Source organism: Parvibaculum sp. MBR-TMA-1.3b-4.2, assembly GCF_053628815.1.
This window is the reverse complement of sequence record NZ_JBRJHC010000001.1, coordinates 1,113,712-1,140,090: the sequence shown is the minus strand read 5'-3', so window position 1 is coordinate 1,140,090 and position 26,379 is coordinate 1,113,712. Positions and strand designations below refer to the sequence as shown.

Genomic DNA, 26,379 nt, shown 5'->3' with positions numbered 1-26,379 from the left:
ATGCGCCGCTTTGCCGGTCCGCCGGGCTGGCAAAGCGGTTCGCATGGTCTTACGCTGTCGGGACGCCGGGGCGCGCGGGCGGGTTCCTGCGCGAGCGTTCGGCAGACAAGGACCAGAGGCAATCCGTTAATGATGTTGAAGCGTGAAGCCCGCGGGGGAAACCGCCATTCCGCGAGAGGTCGCGCCCGTCTTCTTTCCCGTCCGGGACATGCTTTCGCGCAGCTCGCCCTTCTGGGCGGTCTGGCGCTTGGCCTGTCGGGCTGCGCCGGGCTCGGGTCTTCGCTGGGCTCATCGCTGGGCTTGGGCGACAGCGACGTCATTCGGACCGAAACCGCCTATGGCGCCTATCTCGCGGGCCGTCACGCAGCCGCGCAGAACGACAGCGAAACGGCGGCGGCCTATTTCGACCGGGCGCTGAAGGCCGCGCCGACCGACCCGGTCGTGTTGCAACGCGCTTTCACCGCCTCGCTCGTCGCTGCCGACGAGGGCCGGGCGGTAAGGCTGGCGCGCAAACTCGTGGCGCAGACGCCGGACGACCGACTCGCCGGCCTCGTGCTGGCGCTGGATGCCGTGAAGCGCGGCAATTACGACGCCCAGGCCGTGAAGGATGCGCAATCCGAAAAGGGGCCCTTCAGCGCATTGGTCGGCACGCTCACCGGCGCATGGGCCGAAGCCGGCAAGGGCGAAAAGGATGCGGCGCTGGAAAAGCTCGCCGCCTTCGAGGGCCGCACGGCCTACGACCTTTTCCGTACCTTTCACAAGGCGCTGATCCTCGATTATCTGGGCGATACGAAGGGGGCCAGCAAAGCCTTCGCAGAGGCGATGACGGCGACGGGCGGCGGCTCGATCCGCGTCGTTCAGGCCTATGCCTCTTTCCTGCAGCGCAACGGCCATGCCAAGGACGCGGCAACGCTTTTCGGACAGTTCCAGAAACTCGCGCCGGACAATCCGCTGGTGGCCGACGCGGTGCGCCGCCTTGCAGCGGGCGAAGCCTTGCCACGCGTGGCGGCGACGCCTGCCGCCGGTGTGGCCGAAGTGCTTTACGGTCTCGGCAGCGCGCTCGACCAGGGCGCGACGCGCCAGCTCGCGCAGCTCTATATCCATCTGGCGCTTTTCATGAAGCCGGATTTCGACGTGGCGCGCACCGTGCTGGGCGGTCTTTACGAAGACCAGGAGCGCTGGCAGATCGCCATCGATCAGTATTCGGAGGTTTCCAAGGACTCCGCGCTTTATCTGTCCGCGCAGATCCAGACCGGGGTCGACCTCAACAGGCTCGGCAAGGAAGAAGAGGCGGCGTCTCTCCTGCGGAACCTGGTCGAAGACTATCCGCAGGAAATGGATCCGCTGGTGGCGCTGGGAGACCTCTATCGCAGCAAGGAAGACTACGCCAAAGCCGAAGCCGAATATGAAAAGGCGATCGCCCTGGTGAAGACGCCGTCCCGCTCGGACTGGACGCTCTATTACGCCCGTGGCATCTGCAACGAGCGGCTGGGTAATTGGGATCAGGCGGAGAAGGACCTCAAGCACGCGTTGAAGCTTTCCGACGGTAATGCGCTGGTGCTCAACTATCTCGGCTATTCCTGGGTGGAGAAGGGGACGCATTTGAGCGAAGCCTTCGACATGATCGAAAAGGCCGTGGAGCAGCGCCCCGATGATGGCTACATCGTGGACAGTCTCGGCTGGGCGCATTACCGGCTGGGCGACTACAAGGAAGCCGTGAAATATCTGGAACGCGCTACGGAACTGGAGCCGAGCGACCCGACCATCAACGAGCATCTGGGCGATGCGCTGTGGAAGGTGGGCCGCAAGATCGAAGCCGGGTTCCAGTGGGGCCACGCCCTCGAACTCGACCCCGACAAGAAGCGCATTCCGCTGCTGAAGGACAAGCTGAAATACGGCCTCGAAAAGGCCGAGAAGCGCAATGATGTCGGCGCCCTGCTCGACACGGGGGCGCCGGGCCAGGCCGGCTCCTGATGGGATGGCCGGGGGCGCGCGCATGAGCCCGGCAAAGCGGGCAATGGCGCGGGCCAAGGTGAACCTGTCGCTCCGCATCGCCGGACGCCGCCCGGATGGCTATCACGAGCTGGAAAGCCTCGTCGTCTTTCCCGATACGGGCGACCGGCTGACGGCGGACCCCGCAACCGATCTCACTCTCGATATTGAAGGCCCCTTCGCCGACGACCTGACCGGCGAGGCAGACAATCTCGTGCTGCGCGCGGCCCATGCGCTGCTGGCGGAGACGGGGAGCGGCAGGGGCGCAAGGATCGTGCTCGACAAATACCTGCCTGTCGCCTCGGGCATAGGAGGCGGGTCGGCGGACGCGGCCGCCGCGCTCAATCTGCTGAACGAATTATGGGACGCACAGCTCGACCATGAGACGCTGGCTCGCATCGCGCTCGAACTGGGTGCGGATGTGCCGGTCTGTCTCGATGCCGCGCCCGCCTTCATGACCGGGATCGGCGAGCGCGTCGCGCGCCTGCCCGCGCTGCCGGACTTCGTCCTGCTGCTGGTCAATCCGGGCGTCGCGGTGCCGACGGGAGAGGTGTTCGCCCGGCTCGATGCCGCCCTGCTGACGGAGGGAAGGGAAGAGGCACCGCCGCCGTCTTTTGCGACGCTGGACGAGCTTCTTCAATGGCTCGCCCGCCATCCCAACGACCTGGAAGCGCCGGCCATGGAGATCGCGCCGGCCATCGGCGTGGTGCTGCGCAAGCTCGACACGCTGCCCGGTGCCTTGCTGGCCCGCATGTCCGGCTCGGGCGCGACCTGTTTTGCGATCTTCAGCGACCGCAATGACGCACAGGACGCGCTCTCCATCCTGTCGGCGGATTATCCGGACTGGTGGTGCGCCGCAGCGCCCGTGGTGACGGGGTAGGCGCGCGAGAATTTTCTGTTGGTGTTGCGCCGCTATTGTTTGAGCATTGCTCTCACCCAATAGCTGTCACCCCGGGCTTGTCCCGGGGTCCAGGGGCCGCAATCGCCGAGCTTGTCGCTCTGGATCCCGGCACAAGGCCGGGATGACAGTATTGTTTTGCATCACATGCCCGGGCCAACTTTGCTCTCCGAGGGAGAGGCTATGCTGACACGCTCAGTGGTCGCGGCTGATGCAGAACTCGACGAGATCGCTCAGCGCCTGACGCAGGTCGCTTTCCGGGAAGATCGCCAGCGCATCGATGGCGATGGCGCCGTAATGGCGGGCGCGGGAGATCGTGTCCGACAGCGCGTCATGCTTGTCGATCAGCTCGATGGCGTGCTGGAGATCCTCTTCCGACTGGTCGCCCTCGCCGAGCGTGCGCTGCCAGAAGGCGCGTTCCTCGTCGTCGCCGCGCCGATAGGCCAGCACGATGGGAAGGGTGATCTTGCCTTCGCGGAAATCGTCACCGACATTCTTGCCGAGCGCGGCCGCCGCGCCGCCATAGTCGAGCGCGTCGTCCACAAGCTGGAAGGCGATGCCGAGATTGCGGCCATAGGAATGGAGCGCCGCTTCCGCGCTGTCGCCATGTTCGGAAATCACGGCGCCGATTTCGCAAGCCGACGCAAAGAGCGCGGCGGTCTTGGCTTCGATGACGCGCATATAGGCGTCTTCCGTCGTGCCGGTGTCCTTCGCCGCGATGAGCTGCATCACTTCGCCTTCGGCGATGACGGCGGCGGCGTCCGACAGGATGTCGAGCGCGCGCAGCGAGCCCGTTTCCACCATCAGCTTGAAGGCGCGGCCGAGAAGATAGTCGCCCACCAGCACGCTGGCCTGATTGCCCCAGATCATGCGCGCGGTGACCTTGCCGCGGCGAAGATCGCTCTCGTCCACCACATCGTCATGGAGGAGGGTCGCGGTGTGCATGAACTCCACCGTGGCGGCGAGCTTCTGATGCGACGTGCCCTCATAGCCGCACATCCGCGCGCAGGCGACGGTCAGCATGGGACGCAGGCGCTTGCCGCCGGATTCGATCAGGTGGGAAGCAAGGTCGGGGATCATCTTCACGTCGGAGCTCATCCGCTCACGGATCAACTCGTTGACCTGCTCCATATCCGCCGCGACGAGACGCTGCAGGTCGGCGATCGCATTCTTGCTGCGCTCGCGGTCTTCTCCGAGGGGGACGACGACACCCAAAACAGACTTCCTTGCTTGCCGGACCGGGCGCGCAAACCGCGCGGCGGACCTTTTGAGGGATTTTCCGGGAGAATAGGTTGACGGCCTCGCTGCGGCAAGTGCGGCAGTCCGGGCCTTGCTGCAATAGAGCGTTCCGGATTTGAGCTAATTTGCGAAAGGGTCGCGTTTTTTCTGGGGTCGGGCGGGGCGGGGCCGTTAGAGTTGGCTTGAATGCGGCCGATTGCCGCCATCGGCGAAGGAGCCCCATGAAGGAACTTCTGAGAAGCAACGATCCCGTGCTGGTGTCCTATCTTGAGCACCGATTGCGTGAGGCAGGTATCGAGCCGCTGGTGCTCGACGCCTATACCTCCATCGTCGAGGGCTCGCTGGGCATCCTGCCGAGGCGTATGATGGTGACGGAAGAAGATCACCCCGGGGCGGCGCGCATTCTCGACGAGGTCCAGCGCGAAAGCGAGGCCGGGCCGGGGCAGGGCGAACCGGGGCCGGAAAAGCAGGGAGAGGACGAATGAGCGGCGCGGCGGCACGCGAAACGACCCCCGAACGGATCGAAGAGACCACGGAAGACGGCTTTCTGGACGGACGCCTCACGCTTTGCCAGCCCGCCAAGGGCTACAGGGCGGGGATCGACGCGGTGCTGCTCGCCGCCTCCATTCAGGCCCGAAGCGGCGAACGCGCGCTGGAAGCGGGCGCCGGCGTCGGCGTCGCAAGCGCCTGCCTGGCCGCGCGCGTGCCGGGGCTGGAAGTGGACGGGCTGGAACTGCAGCCGGAGATGGTGGCGCTGGCGGCGGAGAATATTCGCCGTAATGGTTTTGCGGACCGCGTCTCCATATTCCAGGGCGATATCGGCCTGCCCGCGCGCGACCTCGCCGCGCTGGGGCTGGAACCCAATTCCTATCATCATGTCTTTGCCAATCCGCCCTTCCACGATCCCGCGGCAAGCCCCGCCTCGCCCAATGAAAGCAAGGCGAAGGCGCATATGACGCTGGGCTCCGACCTGGAGGACTGGGTGCGCTTTACCTGCGTCATGGCACGTCCCAAGGCGACGGTGACCTTCATCCACCGGGCCGATGCGCTGGCGACGCTGCTGGCCGCGCTGCAGGGCCATGTCGGCGGGATCGAGGTCTTTCCGCTCTGGCCCGCCCTCGGCAAGACCGCGAGCCGGGTGATCGTGCGCGGCATAAGGGGCTCGCGCGCGCCGCTGGTGCTGCGTCCGGGGCTGGTGCTTCATCGCCGGGACGGGCGCTTCTCGGAAGCCGCCGAGGCGCTGCTGCGGGGCGGGGAAGCGCTGCATTTCGACCGGGTGTGACGCGCCGCCCGCCTTGCCTATCGGCCTTCACGCACCTATTTGAAGCTATATGAAAAATCTTGCAGGACGCATTCTCCCCAAACCCATCATGAGCCGTATCGCCCCGGGCTGGTCGCCGCCGCCCGTGGTGCCGGTGGTGCGCATTTCCGGTGTCATCGGCGGCAGCCAGCCCTTGCGCAATGGCGTGACGCTGGCCGCGCTGGCAGGCCCATTGGAGCAGGCTTTTTCCACAAGCGGCGCAAAGGCGGTGGCGCTTATCGTCAATTCGCCGGGCGGCTCGCCCGTCCAGTCCTCGCTGATCTTCAAGCGCATCCGCGCGCTGGCGGAGGAGAAGGAACTCCCCGTCATCGTCTTTGCCGAGGATGCGGCGGCCTCCGGCGGCTATATGATCGCCTGCGCGGGCGACGAGATTTACGCCGACGAGAGCTCGGTGCTGGGTTCCATCGGCGTCATATCGGCGGGCTTCGGCTTTACCGGCCTGATCGAGAAGCTGGGCGTGGAACGCCGCGTCCATACGGCGGGCACCAACAAGGGCATGCTCGATCCCTTCCAGCCCGAAAGGCAAGAGGATGTGAAACGCCTTCTCGACCTGCAGGGCGAGGTCCATGACTATTTCAAGAATCTGGTGAAGGGCCGCCGGGGCGAAAAGCTGGACGGCGCGGATGACGAACTCTTCTCCGGCGCCTTCTGGGCCGCCAAGGGCGCGCTGAAACGCGGCCTGATCGACGGAATCGGCGAAATCAGGAGTGTCATGAGAGAACGCTTCGGCGAGGAGGTGAAATTGCGCCTCGTGGCGCCCCGGCGTTCCTTCTGGCCGTTCGGAAATACCGTCAGATCGTCGCAGAAAACGGATGCCCTGCCTGATTTTGGCCCGAATTTTGCGGATTCATTCGCAGACGGGATCATTTCGGCCCTAGAGAGGCGTTCCATTTGGAGCCGATTTGGCCTTTAATGATTCCAATCGAGCGGGTTGGGCTGACCGGCCCCAGTGTTGAAAGGGCATTTAGATGACAAAGCTCGTCTTCACAGCGATCTTCCTTGCCGCCTGCTACTCGGCGTATCGGGCAGTGGTGAAGGCGGCGGAACGCCAGCGCATGGCCATGGCCGAGGCGCGGTCCCGCAGCCGCATGGAGCCGCGCGACATGGGCCGGCTTCGCCGCACCCGCGACGGCTATTACGTCCCCGAGGACCATCGCTGATCCCCACCCGCGAACGCGGACGGAATTTCGGGAAGGCCCGGCGCATGACGCCGGGTTTTCGTCATTTTGGGACGGTCCGTACCGTTTCTTGACCGCTTATCCCCCCGGAGCTAGGTTTCGCGCGCTTTCAAACGGGCAGTCCGCCCGCGACTCGCAAGGCGACCATGACCGGCAAGCCCGACCATTCCTTCCAGTCCCTGATCCTCACGCTCCAGCAATATTGGGCGCGGCAGGGCTGTGTGATCCTGCAGCCCTATGACATGTCGATGGGCGCGGGCACGTTTCACCCCGCGACCACGCTGCGCTCGCTGGGGCCGAAGCCCTGGAAGGCCGCCTATGTGCAGCCCTCGCGCCGCCCGACCGACGGCCGCTATGGCGAGAACCCGAACCGCTTTCAGCACTATTACCAGTTTCAGGTGATCCTGAAGCCGAGCCCGGAAAATCTTCAGGAGCTCTATCTGGAGAGCCTCTACCAACTCGGGATCGACGCGAAGAACCACGACATCCGCTTCGTGGAAGACGACTGGGAAAGCCCGACGCTGGGCGCCTGGGGCCTTGGCTGGGAAGTCTGGTGCGACGGCATGGAAGTCTCGCAGTTCACCTACTTTCAGCAGGTGGGCGGCTTCGACTGCTCGCCCGTGTCCGGCGAGCTGACCTACGGGCTCGAACGCCTCGCCATGTATATCCAGGGCGTCGATAACGGCTATGAGCTGGATTACAACGGCGCCGAGGGCGCGGACCGCGTGACCTATGGCGACGTCTTCCACCAGAACGAGGTGGAGTTCTCCGCGCATAACTTCGAGGCGGCGAATACGGAAATGCTGTTCCGCCATTTCGAGGATGCGGAAAAGGAGTGCAATGCGCTGCTGGACCGCGATCAGCCGCTGCCTCTGCCGGCCTACGACCAGGTCATCAAGGCGAGCCACAACTTCAACCTGCTCGATGCGCGCGGCGTGATCTCGGTGACCGAGCGGCAGGCCTATATCGGCCGCGTGCGCGCGCTGGCCAAGCGCTGCGCCGAGGAATGGCTGAAGACGCCCCAGGCGGGTGTAGAGGCGGGAGCGGCCGAATAATGTCTGAATTCCTGCTCGAACTTTTCTCCGAGGAAATCCCCGCCCGGATGCAGCTCCGTGCCGCCGACGATCTGAAGCGGCTGGTGACGGACGCGCTGAAGGCGGAAGGCGTCGCCGTGGGCGAGGCGAAAGCCTTTGCGACCCCGCGCCGGCTGGCGCTCGTCATCGATGGTCTGCCGGACAAGACGCCGGATGTGCGCGAGGAGCGCAAGGGGCCGAAGGTCGGCGCGCCGGGAAAGGCCGTCGAAGGCTTCATGCGCGCGGCGGGGCTTTCCTCCATCGACGAGGCGGAAATCCGGGAAGACAAGAAGGGCCAGTTCTATGTCGCGGTGATCGAAAAGCCGGGCAGGGCGATGGCCGATGTGCTGGCCGAAATCGTGCCGCAGGTGATCCGCAATTTCCCCTGGCCGAAGAGCATGCGCTGGGGCGAGGGATCCTTGCGCTGGGTGCGCCCGCTTCATTCCATTCTCTGCCTCTTCGGCGGCAAGGTCGTGCCCTTCGAGTTCGAAGGCATGTCGGCTGACAGCATGACCTATGGTCACCGCTTCATGGCGCCGGACGGGTTCAACGTCACGAGCTTTGCCGACTACAAGGCGAAGCTGGAAAAGGCCCGCGTGGTGCTGGCAACGGAAGACCGCGCGCAGGCGATCCACTCCGCCGCGTCGATCATCGCGAAGGATGAGGGGCTGAAGCTCTTCGAGGACGAGGCGCTGCTGACGGAAGTGGCGGGGCTCGTCGAATGGCCCGTGCCGCTGATGGGCAAGATCGACGACGAGTTCATGTCCGTGCCGCAGGAAGTGCTGACCAGCACCATGCGCGCGAACCAGAAATATTTCGCCTGCACCGACGAGACCGGCAAGCTCGCCCCGCGCTTCATCGTGATCGCGAACCTCGAGGCGCATGACGGCGGCGCGGCCATCGTCAACGGCAACGAGCGCGTGCTGCGCGCCCGCTTCGCCGATGCGCGCTTCCTCTGGGATCAGGACCGGAAGGAAACGCTGGAAGCGCGCCTGCCGAAGCTCGCCGATGTGAAGTTCTATGAAGGGCTCGGCAGCGTCGGCGACAAGGCCGAACGCATCGCAAAGCTTGCTCGCGCGCTGGCCGAAGATCTGCCGGGCGTCGATCCGGCCAAGGCCGAACAGGCAGGCCGCCTCGCTAAGGCCGATCTCGTCAGCCAGATGGTCTTCGAGTTCCCCGAATTGCAGGGCCTGATGGGCTCCTATTATGCGCGGAACGACGGCCTCGGCGACGACATCGCGGACGCGATTGCCGAACATTATTCGCCCGTCGGCCCGACCGACGACGTGCCCGCCAGCGCGCTGGGCAAGGTCGTCGCACTCGCCGACAAGATCGATACGCTGGTAGGGTTCTTTGGTGTTGATCAGAAACCAACAGGCTCCAAAGACCCGTTTGCTTTGAGGCGAACGGCATTGGGGGTGGTTCGCATACTGCTAGAGGCCGACATTCGGTTGAACTTGTCCGGCTTGTTTCATCGACTCCATGCTGAGAGTGCTCAGATGTTCGAGCAGGCGGGCTTTATTTCCTCAATTGGTGACTCCAGATGGGGGCGCATTTACGCCAGCACCGAGTGGCTCCTCTCTTTCTTCGCCGACCGGTTGAAAGTCTATCTGCGTGATCGCGGTGCGCGGCACGATCTGGTGGATGCCGTCTTTGCGTTGGAAGGGCAGGACGACCTCGTGCTCATCGTGAAGCGCGTGGAAGCGTTGTCCGATTTCCTCGGCACCGATGACGGTGCGAACCTGCTCGCGGGCTACAAGCGCGCGGTGAACATTCTTCGTATCGAGGAGAAGAAGGACGGCGCGACATTCGACGGCGAGCCGGATGCGGGGCTGTTCGAACTCGACGAGGAACGCGCGCTGTTCGACCGCATCGAGGAAGCGCGCTCGGAAGCGACGCATGCCGTGGGCCGCGAGGATTTCGCAGCCGCCATGTCCGCGCTGGCGAAACTCCGAGCGCCTGTCGACGCCTTCTTCGATAAGGTCACCGTCAATGCCGACAAACCGGAAGTGCGCGCGAACCGCCTGCGCCTTCTGAGCCTCATCCGCGCGGCCTTGCATGAGGTCGCGGACTTCTCGAAGGTCGAGGGGTAAGCCCCCTCGCGGAACAACCTACTGCGTCATGGCCCGGCTTGTCCGGGCCATCCACGTCTTTGCCGAGTTAAAGAAAGGCGTGGATGCCCCGCCTGAAGCGGGGCATGACGAAATCTGGTTTACTGGTAAGCCTCAACCAAAGGCAGTAACGATGGCAGAGAACAAGTGGGTCTATTCCTTCGGCGACGGCAAGGCCGAGGGAACGGCGGAGATGAAGAACCTTCTCGGCGGCAAGGGTGCGAACCTGGCCGAGATGTCGAATATCGGGCTGCCGGTCCCGCCGGGCTTTACCATCACCACCGAAGTCTGCACGGCGTTCTATGAAAACGACCGTCAGTATCCGGACGGGCTGAAGGAGCAGGTGGAAGCCGCGCTCGAGAAGATCGGCCAGAGCGTCGGCATGAATTTCGGCGAAAAGGAAAACCCGCTTCTCGTCTCCGTGCGCTCCGGCGCGCGCGCCTCCATGCCCGGCATGATGGATACGGTGCTCAATCTCGGCCTCAATGACGAGACGGTGGAAGGCCTCGCCAAGCGCTCCGGCGACGAGCGCTTCGCCTATGACAGCTACCGCCGCTTCATCCAGATGTATTGCGACGTGGTGCTGGGCGTGGAGCATTACAATTTCGAGGAGATCCTCGAATACTACAAGGAAGAGCAGGAATACGACCTCGACACCGAGCTGACCGCGGATGACTGGAAGGATGTCATCACGCGCTACAAGGCGCGCGTGGACGAGGAACTCGGCAAGCCCTTCCCGCAGGATGTGAAGGAACAGCTCTGGGGCGCCATCGACGCGGTGTTCGGCTCCTGGCGCAACCGCCGCGCGGACACTTATCGCCGCCTCCACAATATCCCCGAAAGCTGGGGCACGGCCGTCAATGTGCAGGCCATGGTGTTCGGCAATATGGGCGATAGCTCGGCAACGGGCGTCGCCTTCACGCGTAATCCGGCGACCGGCGAAAAGGCCGTCTATGGCGAGTTCCTGGTGAACGCGCAGGGCGAAGACGTGGTGGCGGGTATCCGCACGCCGCAATCGCTGTCGAAGGCGGCGCGCATCGCGGGCGGCGACAAGAAGCCCTCCATGGAAGAGGAAATGCCCGCCGCCTATGGCGAGCTGGTCGCGGTCTTCCGCCGCCTGGAAGAACATTACAAGGAGATGCAGGACGTCGAGTTCACCGTGCAGGAAGGCAAGCTCTGGATGCTCCAGACGCGAAGCGGCAAGCGCACGGCGAAGGCCGCGCTGAAGATTGCCGTGGAGATGGTCGGCGAGGGGCTGATCGACGAGCGCATGGCGATCACCCGGGTGGAGCCCGGCGCGCTGGACCAGCTGCTGCATCCGACGCTGGACCCGGAGGCGGACCGCGAAATCCTGACCAAGGGCCTGCCCGCCTCGCCGGGCGCGGCGAGCGGCGAAGTCGTCTTCAGCTCCGACGAAGCGGCGAAGCTGAAGCAGGACGGGCATGACGTGATCCTGGTGCGCGTGGAAACGAGCCCGGAAGACATCAACGGCATGCATTCCGCCGTCGGCATCCTCACCTCGCGCGGCGGCATGACGAGCCATGCGGCGGTGGTGGCGCGCGGCATGGGCCGGCCTTGCGTCTCCGGCGCGGGCGCGCTCAGGATCGACTATCAGGCCGAAACCATGACGGTCTCGGGCGAGACGGTGAAGAAGGGCGACATCATCACCATCGACGGCGGCACCGGCGAAGTGATGAAGGGCCGCGTACCGACATTGCAGCCGGAACTCTCCGGCGATTTCGCCACGCTGATGGAATGGGCCGACACGCATCGCCGCATGAAGGTGCGCACCAATGCCGAAACGCCGACCGATGCGAAGACGGCGCGCAAATTCGGCGCGGAGGGGATCGGTCTCTGCCGCACCGAGCACATGTTCTTCGAGGCGAACCGCATCACCCATGTGCGCCAGATGATCCTGGCCAAGGACGAGGCGGGCCGCCGCGAACCGCTGTCGAAAATTCTGCCCGTGCAGCGTGACGATTTCCGCCAGCTCTTCGAGATCATGCACGGCCTGCCCGTGACGATCCGCCTGCTGGACCCGCCGCTGCATGAATTCCTGCCCAAGACCGACGAGGAAATCGCGGAAGTGGCGGAAGATACGGGCATGCCCGCCGCCGATCTGCGCCGCCGCCTGATGGAGCTGGCGGAAGCGAACCCCATGCTCGGCCATCGCGGCTGCCGCCTCGGCATCACCTTCCCGGAAATCTACGAAATGCAGGCCCGCGCGATTTTCGAGGGCGCGCTGGAAGCCGGCAAGAAGACCGGCGAACATGTGATCCCGGAAATCATGGTGCCGCTCGTCGCCATGAAGGCCGAACTCGACTTCCTGAAGGCGCGCATCGTGGCCGTCGCCGAAGAAGTGAGCAAGGAACATGGCGCCGAGATCGAATATCACGTCGGCACCATGATCGAGCTGCCGCGCGCCGCGCTGATGGCGGGCGAGATCGCCGAGACGGCGGAGTTCTTCTCCTTCGGCACCAACGATCTGACTCAGACGACTTTCGGCATCAGCCGCGACGATGCCGCGACCTTCATCAACGACTATCTGCAAAAGAACCTCATCGCGCAGGACCCCTTCGTCTCGCTCGATCTGGACGGCGTGGGCGAACTGGTGAAGATCGCCGCCGAACGCGGCCGCAAGACGCGGGACGGCATCAAGCTCGGCATTTGCGGCGAGCATGGCGGCGACCCGTCCTCGATCTATTTCTGCGAGGAGGTAGGGCTCGACTATGTGTCCTGCTCGCCCTATCGCGTGCCGATCGCCCGGCTGGCGGCGGCGCAGGCCGCGCTTGCGCGGGAGACCTGAGGGCCGGTGGCAAGGCGGCTCGACATTCCCGCGCTCGATGAGCTGCTGAAAGGCGGCAAGGCCGCGCTTGCCCGGGCGCTGGCCGCCGTGGAGGCCGCCCCCGACGACCCGCGTACCGTGGAGCTGCTGGATGCCGCCTGGGCGGCGCCCAGAGCGACGGTCGCCGGCCTGACCGGCCCGCCCGGCGTGGGCAAGTCCACGCTGACCAATGCGATGGTCTCCGAATGGCGAAAACGGGGGAAAACCGTCGGTATTATCGCCGTGGACCCCTCAAGCCGACGCACACGCGGCGCGCTTCTGGGCGACCGGACGCGCATGGTGACCGACCCCGCCGATCAGGGCGTCTTCATCCGCTCCATGGCCGCGCGCGAGCGCCTTGGCGGGCTCGCGGACCTCACCTTCCCGGCGCTCGTCCTGATGCGCGCCGTCTTCGACGTGGTGCTGGTGGAAACGGTCGGGATCGGCCAGTCTGAAACCGACATTGCCGATGTCGCCGACACGGTCGTCTTCTGCATCCAGCCGGGCTCCGGCGACAGCCTTCAGTTCATGAAGGCGGGTATCATGGAAGTGCCGGACATTACGCTCGTCACCAAGGCCGATATGGGCCCCGCCGCGAGCCGGGCCGTTGCCGACGTTCGCGGGGCGCTCGGCCTGTCCGAAGCCCCCTCGACCGGATGGCAGGTGAAGGTGCTCACCGTCTCCGCCACGAAGGGGGAGGGGGTGGCCGGCCTCGTGGATGAGATCGAGGCACATGGAAGCCATCTGTCTACGGATGATATTCTTCCTGGCAAGCGACGGGAACAGGGATTGTCCTGGGTCAGATCATCCTTGGGCGGACGGTTCGGGCGGGAAGGGCTTTCCCTTGTGGCGGAAGAGATTTCGTCCAATGCGCAGCGCTCTCCCTTTGCGCTGCATGCGGATCTTTCATCGCGTCTGCAACGAAAATGGCGTGATGGAGACCATTAACAACGCCTCTTGAATTTGAGTCGTTCGATACCACTTTCTTTTACGTTATGTGGGCCGGGAAAGCCGTTTCGCGCGTTTCTTTGCACAGAATTTATGTCGGAAAACCTGTGAGAATTCAGCAGGTTAGGTGCGGCCGTTAAGGGTGCGTCAACTTATTACGTTGCCCACCTCGCAAAGCGTGTGTTACCCACGCCAGCGACTTGAGAAGGTTTACGCCCGGAATGCCGCCCCGAGTATGAATGCGGTCGGGCTCTGGCACGAATGAGTGCTGTGTCTGCAGGTCTGTCCGAACCTCGAAATATCTGAGCGACGGAACCTCCAGCGACTTTACGTTCCAACGGTATGTTGAGTGGGAACGGAAGGCGCAGGCGGAAAAGAGGACCCTGAAAGTACAACAACGCAGTCGGTAAAGAGAACGATGCGCAAGGTCATGGAGTGGCTCGAACTGGGCCACATATTCAAGGGTACGGCATATGCGGCGGTTTCGCTGTTGTGCCTGGGTGTCGTCGGCGGGGCCGTGTTCCACGCCGCCGGTACGTCTGCGCCCGTCGTGACCCCTGCGAGCGTTCCCATGGTTGCGATGGCGACGACGCCGGGCCGCAAGCTGCCCTGGATGCCGCCCAAGCCCACCATGAAGCCGACCGACCTCGTGCAGCCCACCTACAAGCTGGCCGCCGCCGAGAAGGACCAGCCGGGCCTGATGGAATTCAAGCGCCCCGTCGCCGATGTCGATGTGGCTGCGCTGGACCGTCAGCGGCAGTGCCTGTCCATCGGCATCTATTACGAGGCGCGGGGCGAGACGCTGAAAGGCCAGCTCGCCGTGGCCGAAGTGATCCTCAATCGGGTGAAATCGAACCTCTATCCGGACAATGTCTGCGATGTGGTCTATCAGGGCTCCAAGCTGACGACGGGCTGTCAGTTCTCCTTCACCTGCGATGGCATGTCGGAAAAGCCGCATGACCGCCGGGCCTGGCGCCAGGCGCGCAGCGTGGCCGAGCAGGCTTTGCTGGGCCGTGTCCGCGACAATGTGGTGGGCAAGGCGCTCTTCTATCACGCCGATTATGTCCGTCCCCGCTGGGCGAACAACATGGTCGAGGTCACCAAGGTCGGGCGGCATATCTTCTACCGCCTGAAAGGCGATGCGCCCATGAAGAAGACCGAGCTCGCCTCCAGCGACGGCTGATCCGGCGGCAGACCGATGAAAAATGGCGGCGCTCCTGAAAAGGGCGCCGCCATTTTCGTTACTGCTTCTGCATTTCCTCGAAAATCGCGGCAAGCGGACCGGTAGAGGCGATCTGCTCGCGTACGGCTTCCGGTGAGTTGCCAGCGGCCTTGTCGAGTTCGACGAGTTCCGGCGGCACATACCAGTGCAGCTTGTCGGAGTTGTAGGCCTCCCAGACGGATTTTGCGACCTCGACCGGCGGAATGGCGCGGAACAAACCTTCCTTAGGTGCGGCCTCCACTGTGCCTTCCGGCAGGATGGGCGTGTCGATAAGGCCCGGCAGCACATCCGCCGCGCGCACGCCGATGAGGCGGAACTCGATGGAAAGCGCTTCGGTGAGCCCCTTCACCGCATGCTTCGTTGCCGAATAGACGGCAATGCCCGGCATGCCATAGGTGGCGGAGGAAGAGGATGTGGTGAAGCAGAGCGAATTGTCGGTCGCCTTCAGAAGCGGCAGCGCGACATGGATGCCGTTCAGTACACCGACGAAATTCACATTCACCACGGCCATGATGTCTTCATAGGCCACATCGGCGAAGAGCCCGCCGCGTCCGATCCCGGCATTGTTGTAGAGAATGTCCATGCTGCCGCCGGTCGCCTCGCCGAAGGCGGCGACGGCCTTGCGGTAATCCTCAAGGTCGGTGACGTCGAGCGTGCGCGTCATGCAGTTGTCGGCGCCCAGCTCCTTTTCGAGCGAGGCAAGGCCCTCCGCATTGACGTCGAAACCGCCGACGAACCAGCCCTTGCCGTGAAAGAGCTTCGCCGTTTCGCGGCCCATGCCGGAAGCGGCGCCTGTGATGAAGATGGATTGCCGCCCGTTCGCAGTACCCATGATGTTCCTCCCTGATGCTTTGATGTGTTTTTATAGACCGAAGTCTAGAAAACACTCTTCCATGGCAGCAAGGAGAAAGGGTGTCAGGAGGCCGTCAGACTGTCGAAATCGAGGCCGATATCGAGCGTCGGGGCGGAATGGGTGATCCAGCCGCTGGAAATGAGGTCCACACCGGCTTCCGCAAGCGCGGGCGCCGTTTCGGCGGTCACGCGGCCCGAGGCCTCGGTGATGGCGCGGCCGTCGACGAGCCGCACGGCCTCCGCCAGCGTCTCCGGCCCCATATTGTCGAGCAGCACCGCATCGACGCCCGCTTCGAGGGCTTCTGCAAGCTGCTCCAGCGTGTCGACCTCGCATTCGATCTTCACGAGATGCCCCGCATGGGTCTGCGCAGCCTTGATGGCGGCGGCGACGCCGCCTGCGACGGCGATGTGGTTGTCCTTGATGAGGACCGCATCGTCGAGGCCGAAGCGATGGTTCATGCCGCCGCCGCAGCGCACGGCATATTTTTCAAAGAGGCGCAGCCCCGGCGTCGTCTTGCGCGTGCAGCAGATGCGCGCCTTGGTATGCGCGATGGCATTGGCGATTTCGCGCGTCGCGGTCGCGATGCCCGACATATGCCCCATGAAGTTGAGTGCCACGCGCTCGCCCGTCAGGATCGAGCGGGCAGGGCCTTCGATGGCGGCGATGGTGTCGCCCGGCATGACATCGGAACCGTCCGGCTTCACCACGGCGACCTTGAGGGCCGGGTCGATGAGGCGGAACGACATGCGCGCGCAATCGAGGCCCGAGACGCGGCCCGGCACGCGCGCATTGAGAAGCACGCGCGCTTTCGCTCCGGCGGGCACGGTCGCCTGGGTGGTGATGTCGCCCGCGCGGCCGAGATCCTCAAGCAGCGCGTCGCGCACCGCCGGTTCGATCATGAGCGGGGGCAGCGGCTCGACGTCTATACTCATGACGCGGCATCTCCGGCTTTTATGTTGTTGTCCGCATGGATGCCCGCAGCCGACACCGCCGCCTCGGCGATGCGTTCGGCTTCCTTGAGCGTGATGAATGTCCGGTGCCGGCAGGGAATGCGCGGTTCCGGGAAGTCGCTGCGCCAATGGCCGCCCCGGCTTTCCTCGCGCGCATAGGCCGCGGCGGTGACGATCTTGGCCGCGGTGGCGACATTGCGGAAGAGGCTCGCCGGACCCGCCGCGCGTTCCAGCCGTTCGATCCCGGCAAGCGCGAGGGCGAGGCCTTCCTCATTGCGCTCCACGCCCACATGGCGCGTCATCAGGCGGCGCAGCTCGTCCATCATGGGCGCGGCCACCGCATCGCCTCGTCCGAGCGCGGGCGGCGCAACGTGATGCGCGGACCCGGTGTTGGTGAGCGGCATGGTGGCATCGATGTCGGCGGCAATGCGCGCGGCATAGACCACGGCTTCCAGAAGTGAATTGCTGGCGAGGCGATTGGCACCATGCGCACCGGTTGCCGCCACTTCGCCACAGGCCCAAAGGCCGGGCAGGGTGGAGCGCCCAGCCATGTCCACCATGATACCGCCCATATGGTAATGCGCGGCGGGCGCGACCGGGATGCCGTCCTTCGTCGGATCGATACCGAGTGCGACACAGCTCTGATAGACGGTCGGGAAGGCGGTCGGGAATTTGTCGCCGACGGCCTTCGAAGCGTCGAGCAGGACTTTGCGGCCCGCTGCCAGCTCGCGGAAGATGGCGCGCGCCACCACGTCGCGCGGGGCGAGTTCCGCTTCCTTGTGGATCGCCTGCATGAAGCGCTCGCCGCGATCGTTCAGAAGGATCGCGCCTTCGCCCCGAAGCGCCTCTGTGACGAGGGGGGCGGGATCGCGGTCGGCGGCAATCGCAGTCGGGTGGAACTGGACGAATTCCGGATCGGCGATCATCGCGCCTGCGCGCGCCGCCATGGCAAGGCCCTCGCCACGCGCCTCGCGCGGATTGGTGGTGACCGCAAAAAGCTGTCCCGTGCCGCCCGAGGCGAGAACCACGCTGCGCGCCTTGATGAGCAGCGGCGTCCGGGCGGCATTGGTATTCGCAGGCCGCGCGAAAACGCCCGCGACGCGGCCCTGTTCCACCGCAAGCTCATAGGCGGAGAAGCCTTCGATGATGCGAATGCTGGGCGTGGCGCGCACGGCGGCGACAAGCGCCTCCATGATGGCCTTGCCCGCCTGGTCGCCGCGCACATGCACGATGCGGTTGCGGCCATGGGCGGCCTCGCGGCCTGCCTTGAGCTTGCCTTCGAGGTCGCGGTCGAAGGGCACGCCGAGGCGCAGCAGATCCTCGATGCGCTGGCCCGCTTCCCGCGCCATGGAAAGTGCGACTTCCTCATCCACGAGCCCGGCGCCCGCGGCGATGGTGTCGGCGGCATGATCTTCCGCCGTATCGCCTTCGGTGACGGCGGCGGCGATGCCACCTTGCGCCCATGCGCTGGAGGCGCCGGCGCCGATAGGGGCGCCGGCCAGTACGGTGCAGGGACGGGGCGCGAGTTTCAGCGCGGTGAAGAGACCGGCCAGACCGGCCCCGACGATCAGAACGTCGCCGGCATCTGTGATGTTGTCATGGGCCATGTTTGGTACCCCGCATTCCTATCCAGGCCAGGTCGAGAACGCATGATCGGTGCGCCGGATCCGGGTCAAGTCCTCCCCCTTGAAGGGGGAGGGTTGGGAGGGGGTGACGCGCCGGACGTGGGCTTATGCGATTGTCCGGACCGCTGTGTCCCCCCACCCGAAAAATCCGGCCGGATTTTTCGACCTCCCCCTCGAAGGGGGGAGGTGCTTGCAGCATTGACCTTGAGTTCGGACGGTCAGTTTCCGAGATTGATCATCCGCTCGACCGCGAGCCGCGCCTTGCCGGCAACGGCTGGATCGACGGTCACTTCGTCCTTCATATAGAGAAGCGAATCCAGAATGTTCTGGAGCGTGATCCGCTTCATATGCGGGCAGAGATTGCAGGGCCGCACGAATTCGACGTTCGGATTGGCCACCGCCACATTGTCGCTCATGGAGCATTCCGTCACCATCACGACCTTCTTGGGCTGGTTGTCCTGAACCCAGTTGATCATGCCGCTGGTGGAACCGGAGAAGTCGGCTTCCTCCACCACGTCCGGCGGGCATTCGGGATGCGCGATGATGACGATGTTCGGATCGTCCTCGCGATAGCGGCGAAGCTCTTCCGCCGTGAAGCGCTCATGCACTTCGCAATGGCCCTTCCAGGTGAGGATCTTCTTCTTCGTCTGCTTGGCAATGTTCTGCGCCAGATATTCGTCCGGGATGCAGAGCACCGTGTCGCTGTCGAAGCTCTCCACCACCTGAACGGCATTGGACGAGGTGCAGCAGATGTCGCTTTCCGCCTTCACGTCGGCAGAGGTGTTCACATAGGTGACGATCGGCACACCGGGGAACTTCTCGCGCAGCATGCGCACATCCGCGCCGGTAATGCTTTCAGCGAGGGAGCAGCCCGCCTTCGCATCCGGAATGAGAACCGTCTTTTCCGGATTGAGGAGCTTCGAGGTCTCCGCCATGAAATGCACGCCGCATTGCACGATCACATCGGCATCCACCTTCGCCGCGTCCTTGGCGAGTTGCAGGCTGTCGCCCGCTATGTCGCTGACGCAGTGGAAGATTTCCGGCGTCTGGTAGTTATGCGCCAGGATGACCGCGTTGCGCTCTTTCTTCAGTTCGTTGATCGCCTTGATGTAAGGCGCGAAGAAAGGCCACTCGATGGGCGGGATGACGTGCTTCACCTTCTCGTAAAGCGGCGCCATCTCTTCCGCCACCTCGGGCGTGTATTCAAGGTTCGGCTTCTCGATGGGCGCATATTTCTTCGCCACCGAATCCGGCTTCTCAGCGGCTTGACCCGTTTTGGCTTCGATTTCGCCAGCAAGTGCCATCTCAACCTCCAGACGCCTCTTCTTCCTGTCGCGCCTGCCGGGACCGGCATTTGCGGGAGAGGCTAATGCTCAAAGTGAGCATATTGTAGGGATCAAAAACACCGGCTCCTGCCGGCCGACTGATCCAGTTTCCAACTGAGGCTTATGCTACAGATGAGCATTAGTCCCGTCAACCAGAAATGAAGTGGGGTTGGGAGAGCCGGTTTCAAGGCAAAAAGGAGGGTGCCGGGATTGCCTGAAAATAGGGCAAAGTCACATATATTACTTTTACCCGTATAAAAAGCGTTGCCCAACCACCATCCCGGCTTCACGGAACCCGGCTAAAGCAGAGATGGGAGGGATCCGCTGCGTAAAACGCGGCGCGGTCCCTTTTTTTTGTGTATGCGCCGAGGCGCTGTGAGTTGGGGGTTTTTATGAAATATCGGGGTATGAGTCTCGCCGGCCGGTTACTGGCGGGTACGGCTCTTTGCGTGTCGCTTTCGGCGGCGGCCATTCCGGCCAGGGCCGCGGATACGGCTGACGACACGGCGATTGTCGTCAATGACGACATCATTCAGAGCATAGTGGTGACGGCTCAGAAGCGCAGCGAGCGCACGCTGGATGTGCCGATCAACATCACTGCCTATGACGGCGAATTCCTGAAGGAGATGGGGATCACCGAATTCTCGACCCTGTCGGCCTTCACGCCGGGCCTTGTGGTGCAGGAGCAGAGCCCGAACAATCCGGGCTTCGTCATTCGCGGCCTGACCTCCGACTCCGGTGAGTCCAACACCGAACCGCGCGTCTCCGTCTATCAGGATGGCGTATCGATCTCGCGCTCGCGCGGTTCCGTGGTCGAACTCTTCGATATGGAACGCGTGGAAGTGCTCAAAGGCCCGCAGAGCACGCTGTTCGGGCGCGGCGCGCTGATCGGTGCCGTGAATCTCGTTCAAAACAAGGCCGAAGACGACACCTATGCGCAAGCCACGCTCGGCATCGGCACGGAAGGTACGCGCGAGGCGACAGCCATCGCCAACGCCTCTCTCATCGAAGGCAAGCTCTATGGCCGCATTGCCGCGACCTATAAGCATCGCGACGGTTATGTGGACAACGAGCTCCCCTCCGGCGTGTACGGTCCCTCGGAACTGAACGGCAAGGACACCAAGGCGATCCGAGGCTCGCTGCATTTCGATGCGGCGCCGGAAACAAGCTTCGACCTTATTCTCAACTACCAGCATGACGAGCCGGATCCGACGGGGTTCAAGAGCGGCGTGATCCCTGCCTATAACGGCGATACCAGCCCTTACAGCCACGCATCGCTGAATGCCGATCCGCGCTTCGAGGGAGGTCAGTTGAAAATCGACCGCGATGTCTGGGGCGTGACGCTGCTTTCCGATATCGGCCTCACCGACACGCTGTCTCTTTCGGCAACCTCTGCCTTCCGCCGTTTCGATAGCCTGGAAGTGTTCGACCCGGACGGATCCGCCTTCCAGCTCATCGAGTCCGCCGAAGATGCGGAAGGCAAGCAGGCAAGTCAGGAAATCCGCCTGAACTACGAGCAGGGGAAAGTGAAGTCCTTTGTCGGTGTCGATTTCTTCTATGAAGACGGCTCGCAACGCGTGCCGCTGGCGACGGACGAGTCGCAACTGGCGCTCTGGCTCGGGGCGAGCGGAAATCCGGCGGGCGCCGCGCTTTGGGGATTGCTGTCGCCCGTGCAGCAGGCGGCGGTCAGCAATGCATTTGCCAATGGCAACCCGCAAGATCCGTATTTCCAGGCCATTGCGTCGGCCGTCGGCGGTCTTGCAGGCCTGCAGAGCTACCACGTGGAGGAATATACGAACTTCTCGACCACGCGCTCGGTCGATGCGTTCGGCGATATTTCCGTCGAGGTGATCGACAATCTGACGCTGACGGGTGGCCTGCGCTGGAGCTATGACAACAAGACGGTCGGCTATCAGGGCGGCTACATCAACAACCCGAGCACGCTCTCCGCGCTGGCAGGCGGCACGGGCACGCTGCTTGCGGGCGACACGTCCTATCAGTCCGCTTCGGGCAGCTTCACCGGGCTGACCTGGCGCCTGGTCGCCGAATATGCGTTGTCGAAAGACGCCAATGTCTATGCGAGCTACGCACGCGGACGCAGGCCGGAGGTCATCACGCCGGTCGTTCATGCCCTGCCGGGCGCGTTTCTCGGCTTTGCGACGCTGAAAGACGAAACGGTGGACAGCTACGAAACGGGGGCCAAGGCGCTTCTTTTCGGCCGTCGTGTGGAAGTGGACGGCTCCGTCTTCTACTACAAGTACAAGAACTATCAGGTCGTCGACACGACGGCGCTGACGCCGACGGTACTCAATGTGGGCAATGCCACTTCCTATGGCGGCGAAGCGCAGCTCACCTATCATGCGACCGACTGGCTCGATCTCATGGCGACCTATGGCTACAATCATGGCCGCTTCGACAGCGATGCGCTGGCAGCCTATGCCGACAATCGCTTCCGCCTGAGCCCGGACCATACGCTGTCCTTTATCGCTCAGGCGAAATGGGATGTCTTCGGTGGCCAGGCTTTCGTCATGCCGAGCTACACCTGGCAGTCGAAAGTCTATTTCGAAGAGCAGAACCAGCCGGCCTATACGCAAGGCGCCTATGGCCTTGCCAACCTCCGGGCCGGCTGGACCACGCCGAACGGCGCATGGACCTTCACGGTCTTCGCCAACAATCTGTTCGACAAGGAATATCTGATCGATGCGGGCAATTCCGGCGCCTCTATCGGGTCCGGTACCTATATCCAGGGCGTGCCGCGCATTCTGGGCGTCCAGACTTCCGTCACGTTCTGAGTACGGAACACAGAAGCAAGAGAGGGCCGCGGGGGAAACCTCGCGGCCCTTTTGTCGTTCTAGCTATTGGCGCGGCTGCGCGAGGGGGCGAGTTTGAGGCCGGGCGCGGGGCGCTCGTTCAGCACCTCGCGGCGGAAGCGGAACTGCTCGGCGGGCCGCCCGCCCGTGCGGGTGGAGACGCGGCCCGTGCGCTCCACCATGCCGCCCTTTTCCACAAGACGGCGGAAGTTCTGCTTGTGGACATGCAGCCCGATCAGCGCTTCCACCGTGCGCTGCAATTCATAGAGCGTGAAGGTCGAGGCCATCAGCTCGAACACGACGGGACGGTATTTGATCTTGGCGCGCAGCCGGCTCATCGCGGTGGCGAGGATGCGGCGATGGTCGTACTGCATCGGACGGCCGATCACGGGCTGGCGCTCGCCCAGTGCGACGGCGCTGGCGCGTCCGTCGCGTCTTGCTTCCTGTACCAGCCCGGCTTCGTAAAGAAGCTCATAGCGCTCCAGCACCTTTTCGTCGTCCCATGCGACGCCGTCCACGCCGAAACAGAGACGCAACCGGTCGCGCCGCTTGCCGCGCGTCATTTCGTCGGAGGAGGCTTCGGATTGCTTCGCCGCCCAGTCGCGCAGATAGGGCACGATCAGCTCGTCGACGATGGGCGGCTTGCCCTCGCGCCAGTCCTCCCACGGGAAATACTGATACCAGTCACGCCATGCCGCGCCGTAAAGCTCGCCGTCATGCGTGCGGGTGAGCGCGAGATAGCCGACCGACACCACATGGCCGTTCGGCGTGCGGACCTCGCGCGCATGGCGGCCGCGGTCGCCGAAGGTGTAAAGCTGCTCCACATAGCCGAGCGAAAGATGCGTCTGCTCGCGGACCCAGGAGCGCAGCCCGATTTCCAGCGTGCGATGTTCCAGCGGATCGAACGGGCCGAAGGGCAGCGCATCCCAATGGGCGGCGTCGGCGATCTCTTCTCCGCCGCGCGATGTCTGGTCATGCGGCACGACGAGAATTTTCGGCTGGTCTTCCGACACCGTAACGATGGCCGCGTTGAGGCCGATCACGACCGCCTTGCCGGCCGGGCTCGCCGCTTCCTGCCCGGGGGGCGAGGTGAAGGGGGTCTGGTCGCCGGTTGGGTTTCCTACAGGTGCCATGGACCTCAGCCCTCCTCGAGCCGGACGGGCAGGCCGAACAGCATGCCTTCCCAGGCGGCGCGTCCCGGCCCCAGCGCATCCACCGCCGCGACCATGCGGCCCCCGCGGCCGAGCGCATCGTCGGCCAGCGTCACCATCAGCCGGTTGGGATGGGCATGGGGGGCGCTGTCCCGGATCTGGCGGGCGAGAAAGGCTTCCGACTGGTCCTCGTTCAATATGCACAGCGCGATGAAGGCCGCCGCGGTCGACCGGCTGATCCCCGCCCAGCAATGAACCAGCAGCGGCGACGGGCCGCCGTCGCGTTGCGCCAGGTCCCAGGCGCGGATGAACTCGATGAGTTCGACGACATGGCCTTGCGTCGGGGGGGCGAGATCGTCGATCGGCTCGGCGATGTCGTTGACGCCGATGCGCAGATGCCGCGCCGGGTCGAAGCCCTCCGGCGTCTCGATCATGGTGTCCGGGTCGAGCAGGCTCACAAGATGCGAAGGCGCGTGCTTGCGGATCGCGTCATGGACGGCGCTGAGCGGGCTCACATAGATCATCACGGGACCGGCCTCCGCTCCGGTTATCACCGGAATGTTCAAAGAAAGGGCAATTTCCTTACGAAGCAGGAGTTTAGCAGATTCTGGCACATCTGCGTGAAGGCTGTGCTGCGATTTTGCGTCGGGCCGCGGGGATCAGCCTTCCAGCGCCCGGAAGCGCTTGAGAAAGAGCGCCTGGGCCTCTTTGGCGGGCAGGGGCTTCAGCCGGATCGGGGTGACGTTCCGGGGCCGCCCGAAAACCTGTGCCGCTTCCTCGTCCTCGAAGCCCGCGATCTGGGTTGCCTCGAAAAAGGCGGAGGCCCGGTCCGCCCGCTTGATGGTTTCCTCCACCGTTTTGGGCAGCTCGGCGGGCAGGCCGAAACGCCGATGGATCGCCGCCTCCAGCCGATGTTCGAAGGCCTTGTAGTCGAACCCCAGCGCGGCCTTGAACGGGCTGATCATGTCGCCGATCACATATTCCGGTGCATCGTGCAACAGCGCGGCCAGCCGCCACTTTTTCGGCCAGCCGGGCCGGAAACGCAGGCAGAGATCGTCCACCACCACGCAATGCTCGGCGACCGAAAAGGCATGATCGCCGATGGTCTGCCCGTTCCACCGCGCGACACGGGCGAGCCCGTGGGCGATGTCCTCGATCTCGATGTCGAGCGGCGAGGGGTCGATCAGATCGAGGCGGCGCCCGCTCAACATGCGTTGCCATGCGCGCGGCGCATCCGGGGCAGGCCGGGAGGCGGAACTACGGGGTTTGCCTGATTGTTTCGGTGCGGCCATGTGTTCAGTATTTCGGGTGAAGGAAGGTGGCTGGCCGCGCGCTGCGACAATCCGCGCGAACCGCCAGCCGACGGAATGAAAACGGTTCAGCCGTTTTAGGGGTTGAACATGGAGCGCTCAACAATTCTCCGGCGTCGGGGCTGCAAGACGCATTGAGAGAAACAAGGCCATGAAGAACATCACGCTCACCTTCTGGAGTTTTTTCCTCCTTCTCACCGGCCTGTGGCTGCTGACCGGATCCTTTCCGCCCGAGACGATCGCCGTCTTTTCGCTTCGCGACGGGCTTGTTCAATACACCGGCATTATCGGCATCGGCATGATGAGCCTTGCCATGATCCTGGCGGCGCGTCCGCGCTTCATGGAAGCGCCGCTGCACGGGCTCGACAAGCTGTACCGGCTGCATAAATGGCTGGGGATCGGCGGGCTCGTATTCGCGGTCACACACTGGCTCTGGGCGCAGGGCGTGAAATGGCTGGTCGGCTGGGGCGTGCTGGCGCGGCCCGAGCGCCATCGCCAGGCATCGGCGGAGACGCTCGGCACGGTGGAAGCGTTTTTCCGCAGCCAGCGTCATCTGGCGGAGTCGGTCGGCGAATGGGCTTTCTATGCGGCGGCATTGCTGATCGTCATCGCGCTCGTCAAAAGCATTCCCTATCACCACTTCGCGAAGGTCCATAAGTTGCTGGCCATCGTCTTTCTTGTGCTGGTGGCACATTCGGTCGTGCTGATGAAGTTCGCCTTCTGGACGCAGCCCGTCGGCATCGTGATGGGGCTTCTGATGGCGGGCGGCACGGTGGGCGCGGTGATGTCGCTTTTCGGTCTCATCGGCGCCGGTCGCAAGGTGAAGGGCAGGATCGAATCCCTGATCTACTATCCGGAGCTGCGCGTGCTCGAAACGGCGATCAGGCTCGAAGATGGATGGGATGGCCATCGGGCAGGGCAGTTCGCCTTCGTGACCTCCGACCGCAAGGAGGGGGCGCATCCCTATACCATTGCGTCCTCATGGGAAGGCGACGGCCATATCGTCTTCATCACCAAGGCGCTGGGCGACCACACGGCGCGGCTGCGCGAACGGCTGAAGGTCGGAGACGAGGTCAAGGTGGAAGGGCCTTATGGCTGTTTCACCTTTCTTGACCGGAATCAACGCCAGATATGGGTCGGAGCGGGTATCGGCATTACACCCTTTGTCGCCCGTCTGAAGGAACTGGCGGCAAAGCCGGAGCAAACGACAATCGATCTGTTCCACACCACTGCCGACTATGACGAAGCGGCGATCGAAAAGTTGAAGGCCGATGCGGAAGCCGCTCATGTGAGGTTGCATCTGCTGGTGGACAGGAAGGACGGCAGGTTGAGTGCGGAACGGATCAAGCAGGCTGTGCCGGAATGGGAAGAGGCCGGGATATGGTTTTGTGGACCCGCAGGGTTCGGGGGTGCCTTGCGCAAGGATCTTCTGGCGTCGGGCCTTTCTCCCGATGCGTTCCATCAGGAACTGTTCCAGTTGCGCTGAGAGAGCCGGCGGGCGCCGCCGGGTGGTTGAACGAATGGATTTAGCGGTTGGGTAATGGCGGGT

At 63.9% G+C, this 26,379-nt stretch carries 21 protein-coding genes; 13 read left to right on the top strand and 8 right to left on the bottom strand.

The genetic code is table 11. From position 1 onward, the window contains the following. Nucleotides 1-129 precede the first annotated feature (129 nt). Both ACSSVQ_RS05595 and ACSSVQ_RS05590 read left to right on the top strand, forming a co-directional pair. A complete protein-coding gene (locus ACSSVQ_RS05595) occupies nt 130-1,974 on the top strand; it encodes a tetratricopeptide repeat protein (protein ID WP_454181338.1) in 1,845 nt (614 codons plus the stop codon). Nucleotides 1,975-1,996: 22 nt separating this feature from the next. After that, the gene (locus ACSSVQ_RS05590; protein WP_454181336.1) at nt 1,997-2,872 is read left to right on the top strand and encodes a 4-(cytidine 5'-diphospho)-2-C-methyl-D-erythritol kinase; all 876 of its coding nucleotides are present in this window, start codon (nt 1,997-1,999) and stop codon (nt 2,870-2,872) included. A gap of 213 nt (nt 2,873-3,085) precedes the next feature. On the opposite strand, the gene ACSSVQ_RS05585 is transcribed toward ACSSVQ_RS05590, so the two are convergent. Then, nucleotides 3,086-4,105: a polyprenyl synthetase family protein gene (locus tag ACSSVQ_RS05585; RefSeq protein WP_293326735.1), complete on the bottom strand. Its 1,020-nt coding sequence runs from the start codon at nt 4,103-4,105 to the stop codon at nt 3,086-3,088. 245 nt (nt 4,106-4,350) lie between these two features. On the opposite strand from ACSSVQ_RS05585, the gene ACSSVQ_RS05580 reads away from it, so the two are divergent. The 9 genes from ACSSVQ_RS05580 to ACSSVQ_RS05540 all read left to right on the top strand — a co-directional run bounded on the left by ACSSVQ_RS05580 (nt 4,351) and on the right by ACSSVQ_RS05540 (nt 14,767). Then, nucleotides 4,351-4,614: a putative signal transducing protein gene (locus ACSSVQ_RS05580; RefSeq protein WP_454181334.1), complete on the top strand. Its 264-nt coding sequence runs from the start codon at nt 4,351-4,353 to the stop codon at nt 4,612-4,614. After that, nucleotides 4,611-5,411, top strand: coding sequence for a tRNA1(Val) (adenine(37)-N6)-methyltransferase (locus ACSSVQ_RS05575; RefSeq protein ID WP_454181332.1), 801 nt, complete (start codon nt 4,611-4,613; stop codon nt 5,409-5,411). Before ACSSVQ_RS05580 ends, ACSSVQ_RS05575 begins: the two co-directional genes overlap by 4 nt. Before the next feature lie 88 nt (nt 5,412-5,499). Then, entirely contained in the window at nt 5,500-6,363 is an 864-nt protein-coding gene (locus ACSSVQ_RS05570; protein WP_454181331.1) for a S49 family peptidase, read from the top strand. A gap of 55 nt (nt 6,364-6,418) precedes the next feature. Beyond that, nucleotides 6,419-6,610 carry a hypothetical protein gene (locus tag ACSSVQ_RS05565; RefSeq protein WP_293326746.1) on the top strand — a complete coding sequence of 64 codons (192 nt, stop codon included), beginning with the start codon at nt 6,419-6,421 and terminating at the stop codon, nt 6,608-6,610. A gap of 164 nt (nt 6,611-6,774) precedes the next feature. After that, the gene (locus ACSSVQ_RS05560) at nt 6,775-7,683 is read left to right on the top strand and encodes a glycine--tRNA ligase subunit alpha (RefSeq protein ID WP_454181329.1); all 909 of its coding nucleotides are present in this window, start codon (nt 6,775-6,777) and stop codon (nt 7,681-7,683) included. Then, nucleotides 7,683-9,794, top strand: a complete 2,112-nt coding sequence (gene glyS / locus ACSSVQ_RS05555; RefSeq protein WP_454181327.1) for a glycine--tRNA ligase subunit beta — start codon at nt 7,683-7,685, stop codon at nt 9,792-9,794. The genes ACSSVQ_RS05560 and glyS overlap by 1 nt, the downstream gene beginning before the upstream one ends. A gap of 151 nt (nt 9,795-9,945) precedes the next feature. Further along, nucleotides 9,946-12,618 (top strand): pyruvate, phosphate dikinase, encoded by a 2,673-nt coding sequence (ppdK, locus tag ACSSVQ_RS05550; RefSeq protein WP_454181325.1) that lies wholly within the window; start codon nt 9,946-9,948, stop codon nt 12,616-12,618. Nucleotides 12,619-12,624: 6 nt separating this feature from the next. Beyond that, nucleotides 12,625-13,584: a methylmalonyl Co-A mutase-associated GTPase MeaB gene (meaB, locus tag ACSSVQ_RS05545; protein ID WP_454181323.1), complete on the top strand. Its 960-nt coding sequence runs from the start codon at nt 12,625-12,627 to the stop codon at nt 13,582-13,584. A 418-nt stretch (nt 13,585-14,002) separates the two neighbouring features. Further along, entirely contained in the window at nt 14,003-14,767 is a 765-nt protein-coding gene (locus tag ACSSVQ_RS05540; protein ID WP_293326761.1) for a cell wall hydrolase, read from the top strand. Between the two features lie 58 nt (nt 14,768-14,825). Here ACSSVQ_RS05540 and ACSSVQ_RS05535 read toward each other — a convergent pair whose 3' ends face one another. From ACSSVQ_RS05535 to nadA, 4 genes are all read right to left on the bottom strand, one after another. Then, nucleotides 14,826-15,638, bottom strand: a complete 813-nt coding sequence (locus ACSSVQ_RS05535) for an SDR family oxidoreductase (protein WP_454181321.1) — start codon at nt 15,636-15,638, stop codon at nt 14,826-14,828. Nucleotides 15,639-15,721: 83 nt separating this feature from the next. Continuing rightward, nucleotides 15,722-16,585, bottom strand: coding sequence for a carboxylating nicotinate-nucleotide diphosphorylase (nadC, locus tag ACSSVQ_RS05530; RefSeq protein WP_454184653.1), 864 nt, complete (start codon nt 16,583-16,585; stop codon nt 15,722-15,724). A 2-nt stretch (nt 16,586-16,587) separates the two neighbouring features. Then, nucleotides 16,588-18,216, bottom strand: a complete 1,629-nt coding sequence (locus ACSSVQ_RS05525) for an L-aspartate oxidase (RefSeq protein ID WP_454181319.1) — start codon at nt 18,214-18,216, stop codon at nt 16,588-16,590. Between the two features lie 236 nt (nt 18,217-18,452). After that, on the bottom strand, nt 18,453-19,538 hold the full coding sequence (nadA, locus tag ACSSVQ_RS05520) for a quinolinate synthase NadA (RefSeq protein ID WP_454181317.1): 1,086 nt from the start codon (nt 19,536-19,538) through the stop codon (nt 18,453-18,455). 428 nt (nt 19,539-19,966) lie between these two features. Between nadA and ACSSVQ_RS05515 the strand changes: the two genes are divergently transcribed. Then, the gene (locus ACSSVQ_RS05515; protein ID WP_454181315.1) at nt 19,967-22,351 is read left to right on the top strand and encodes a TonB-dependent receptor; all 2,385 of its coding nucleotides are present in this window, start codon (nt 19,967-19,969) and stop codon (nt 22,349-22,351) included. Between the two features lie 59 nt (nt 22,352-22,410). Here ACSSVQ_RS05515 and ACSSVQ_RS05510 read toward each other — a convergent pair whose 3' ends face one another. The 3 genes from ACSSVQ_RS05510 to ACSSVQ_RS05500 form a co-directional block, all read right to left on the bottom strand. Then, nucleotides 22,411-23,502, bottom strand: coding sequence for an NUDIX hydrolase (locus ACSSVQ_RS05510; RefSeq protein WP_454181313.1), 1,092 nt, complete (start codon nt 23,500-23,502; stop codon nt 22,411-22,413). A 5-nt stretch (nt 23,503-23,507) separates the two neighbouring features. Continuing rightward, a complete protein-coding gene (locus tag ACSSVQ_RS05505) occupies nt 23,508-24,044 on the bottom strand; it encodes a tyrosine phosphatase family protein (protein ID WP_454184652.1) in 537 nt (178 codons plus the stop codon). A 135-nt stretch (nt 24,045-24,179) separates the two neighbouring features. Further along, nucleotides 24,180-24,731 (bottom strand): hydrolase, encoded by a 552-nt coding sequence (locus ACSSVQ_RS05500; RefSeq protein ID WP_454181311.1) that lies wholly within the window; start codon nt 24,729-24,731, stop codon nt 24,180-24,182. Between the two features lie 250 nt (nt 24,732-24,981). Between ACSSVQ_RS05500 and ACSSVQ_RS05495 the strand changes: the two genes are divergently transcribed. Beyond that, a complete protein-coding gene (locus ACSSVQ_RS05495) occupies nt 24,982-26,316 on the top strand; it encodes a ferredoxin reductase family protein (RefSeq protein WP_454181309.1) in 1,335 nt (444 codons plus the stop codon). The last annotated feature ends 63 nt before the right edge of the window (nt 26,317-26,379 follow it).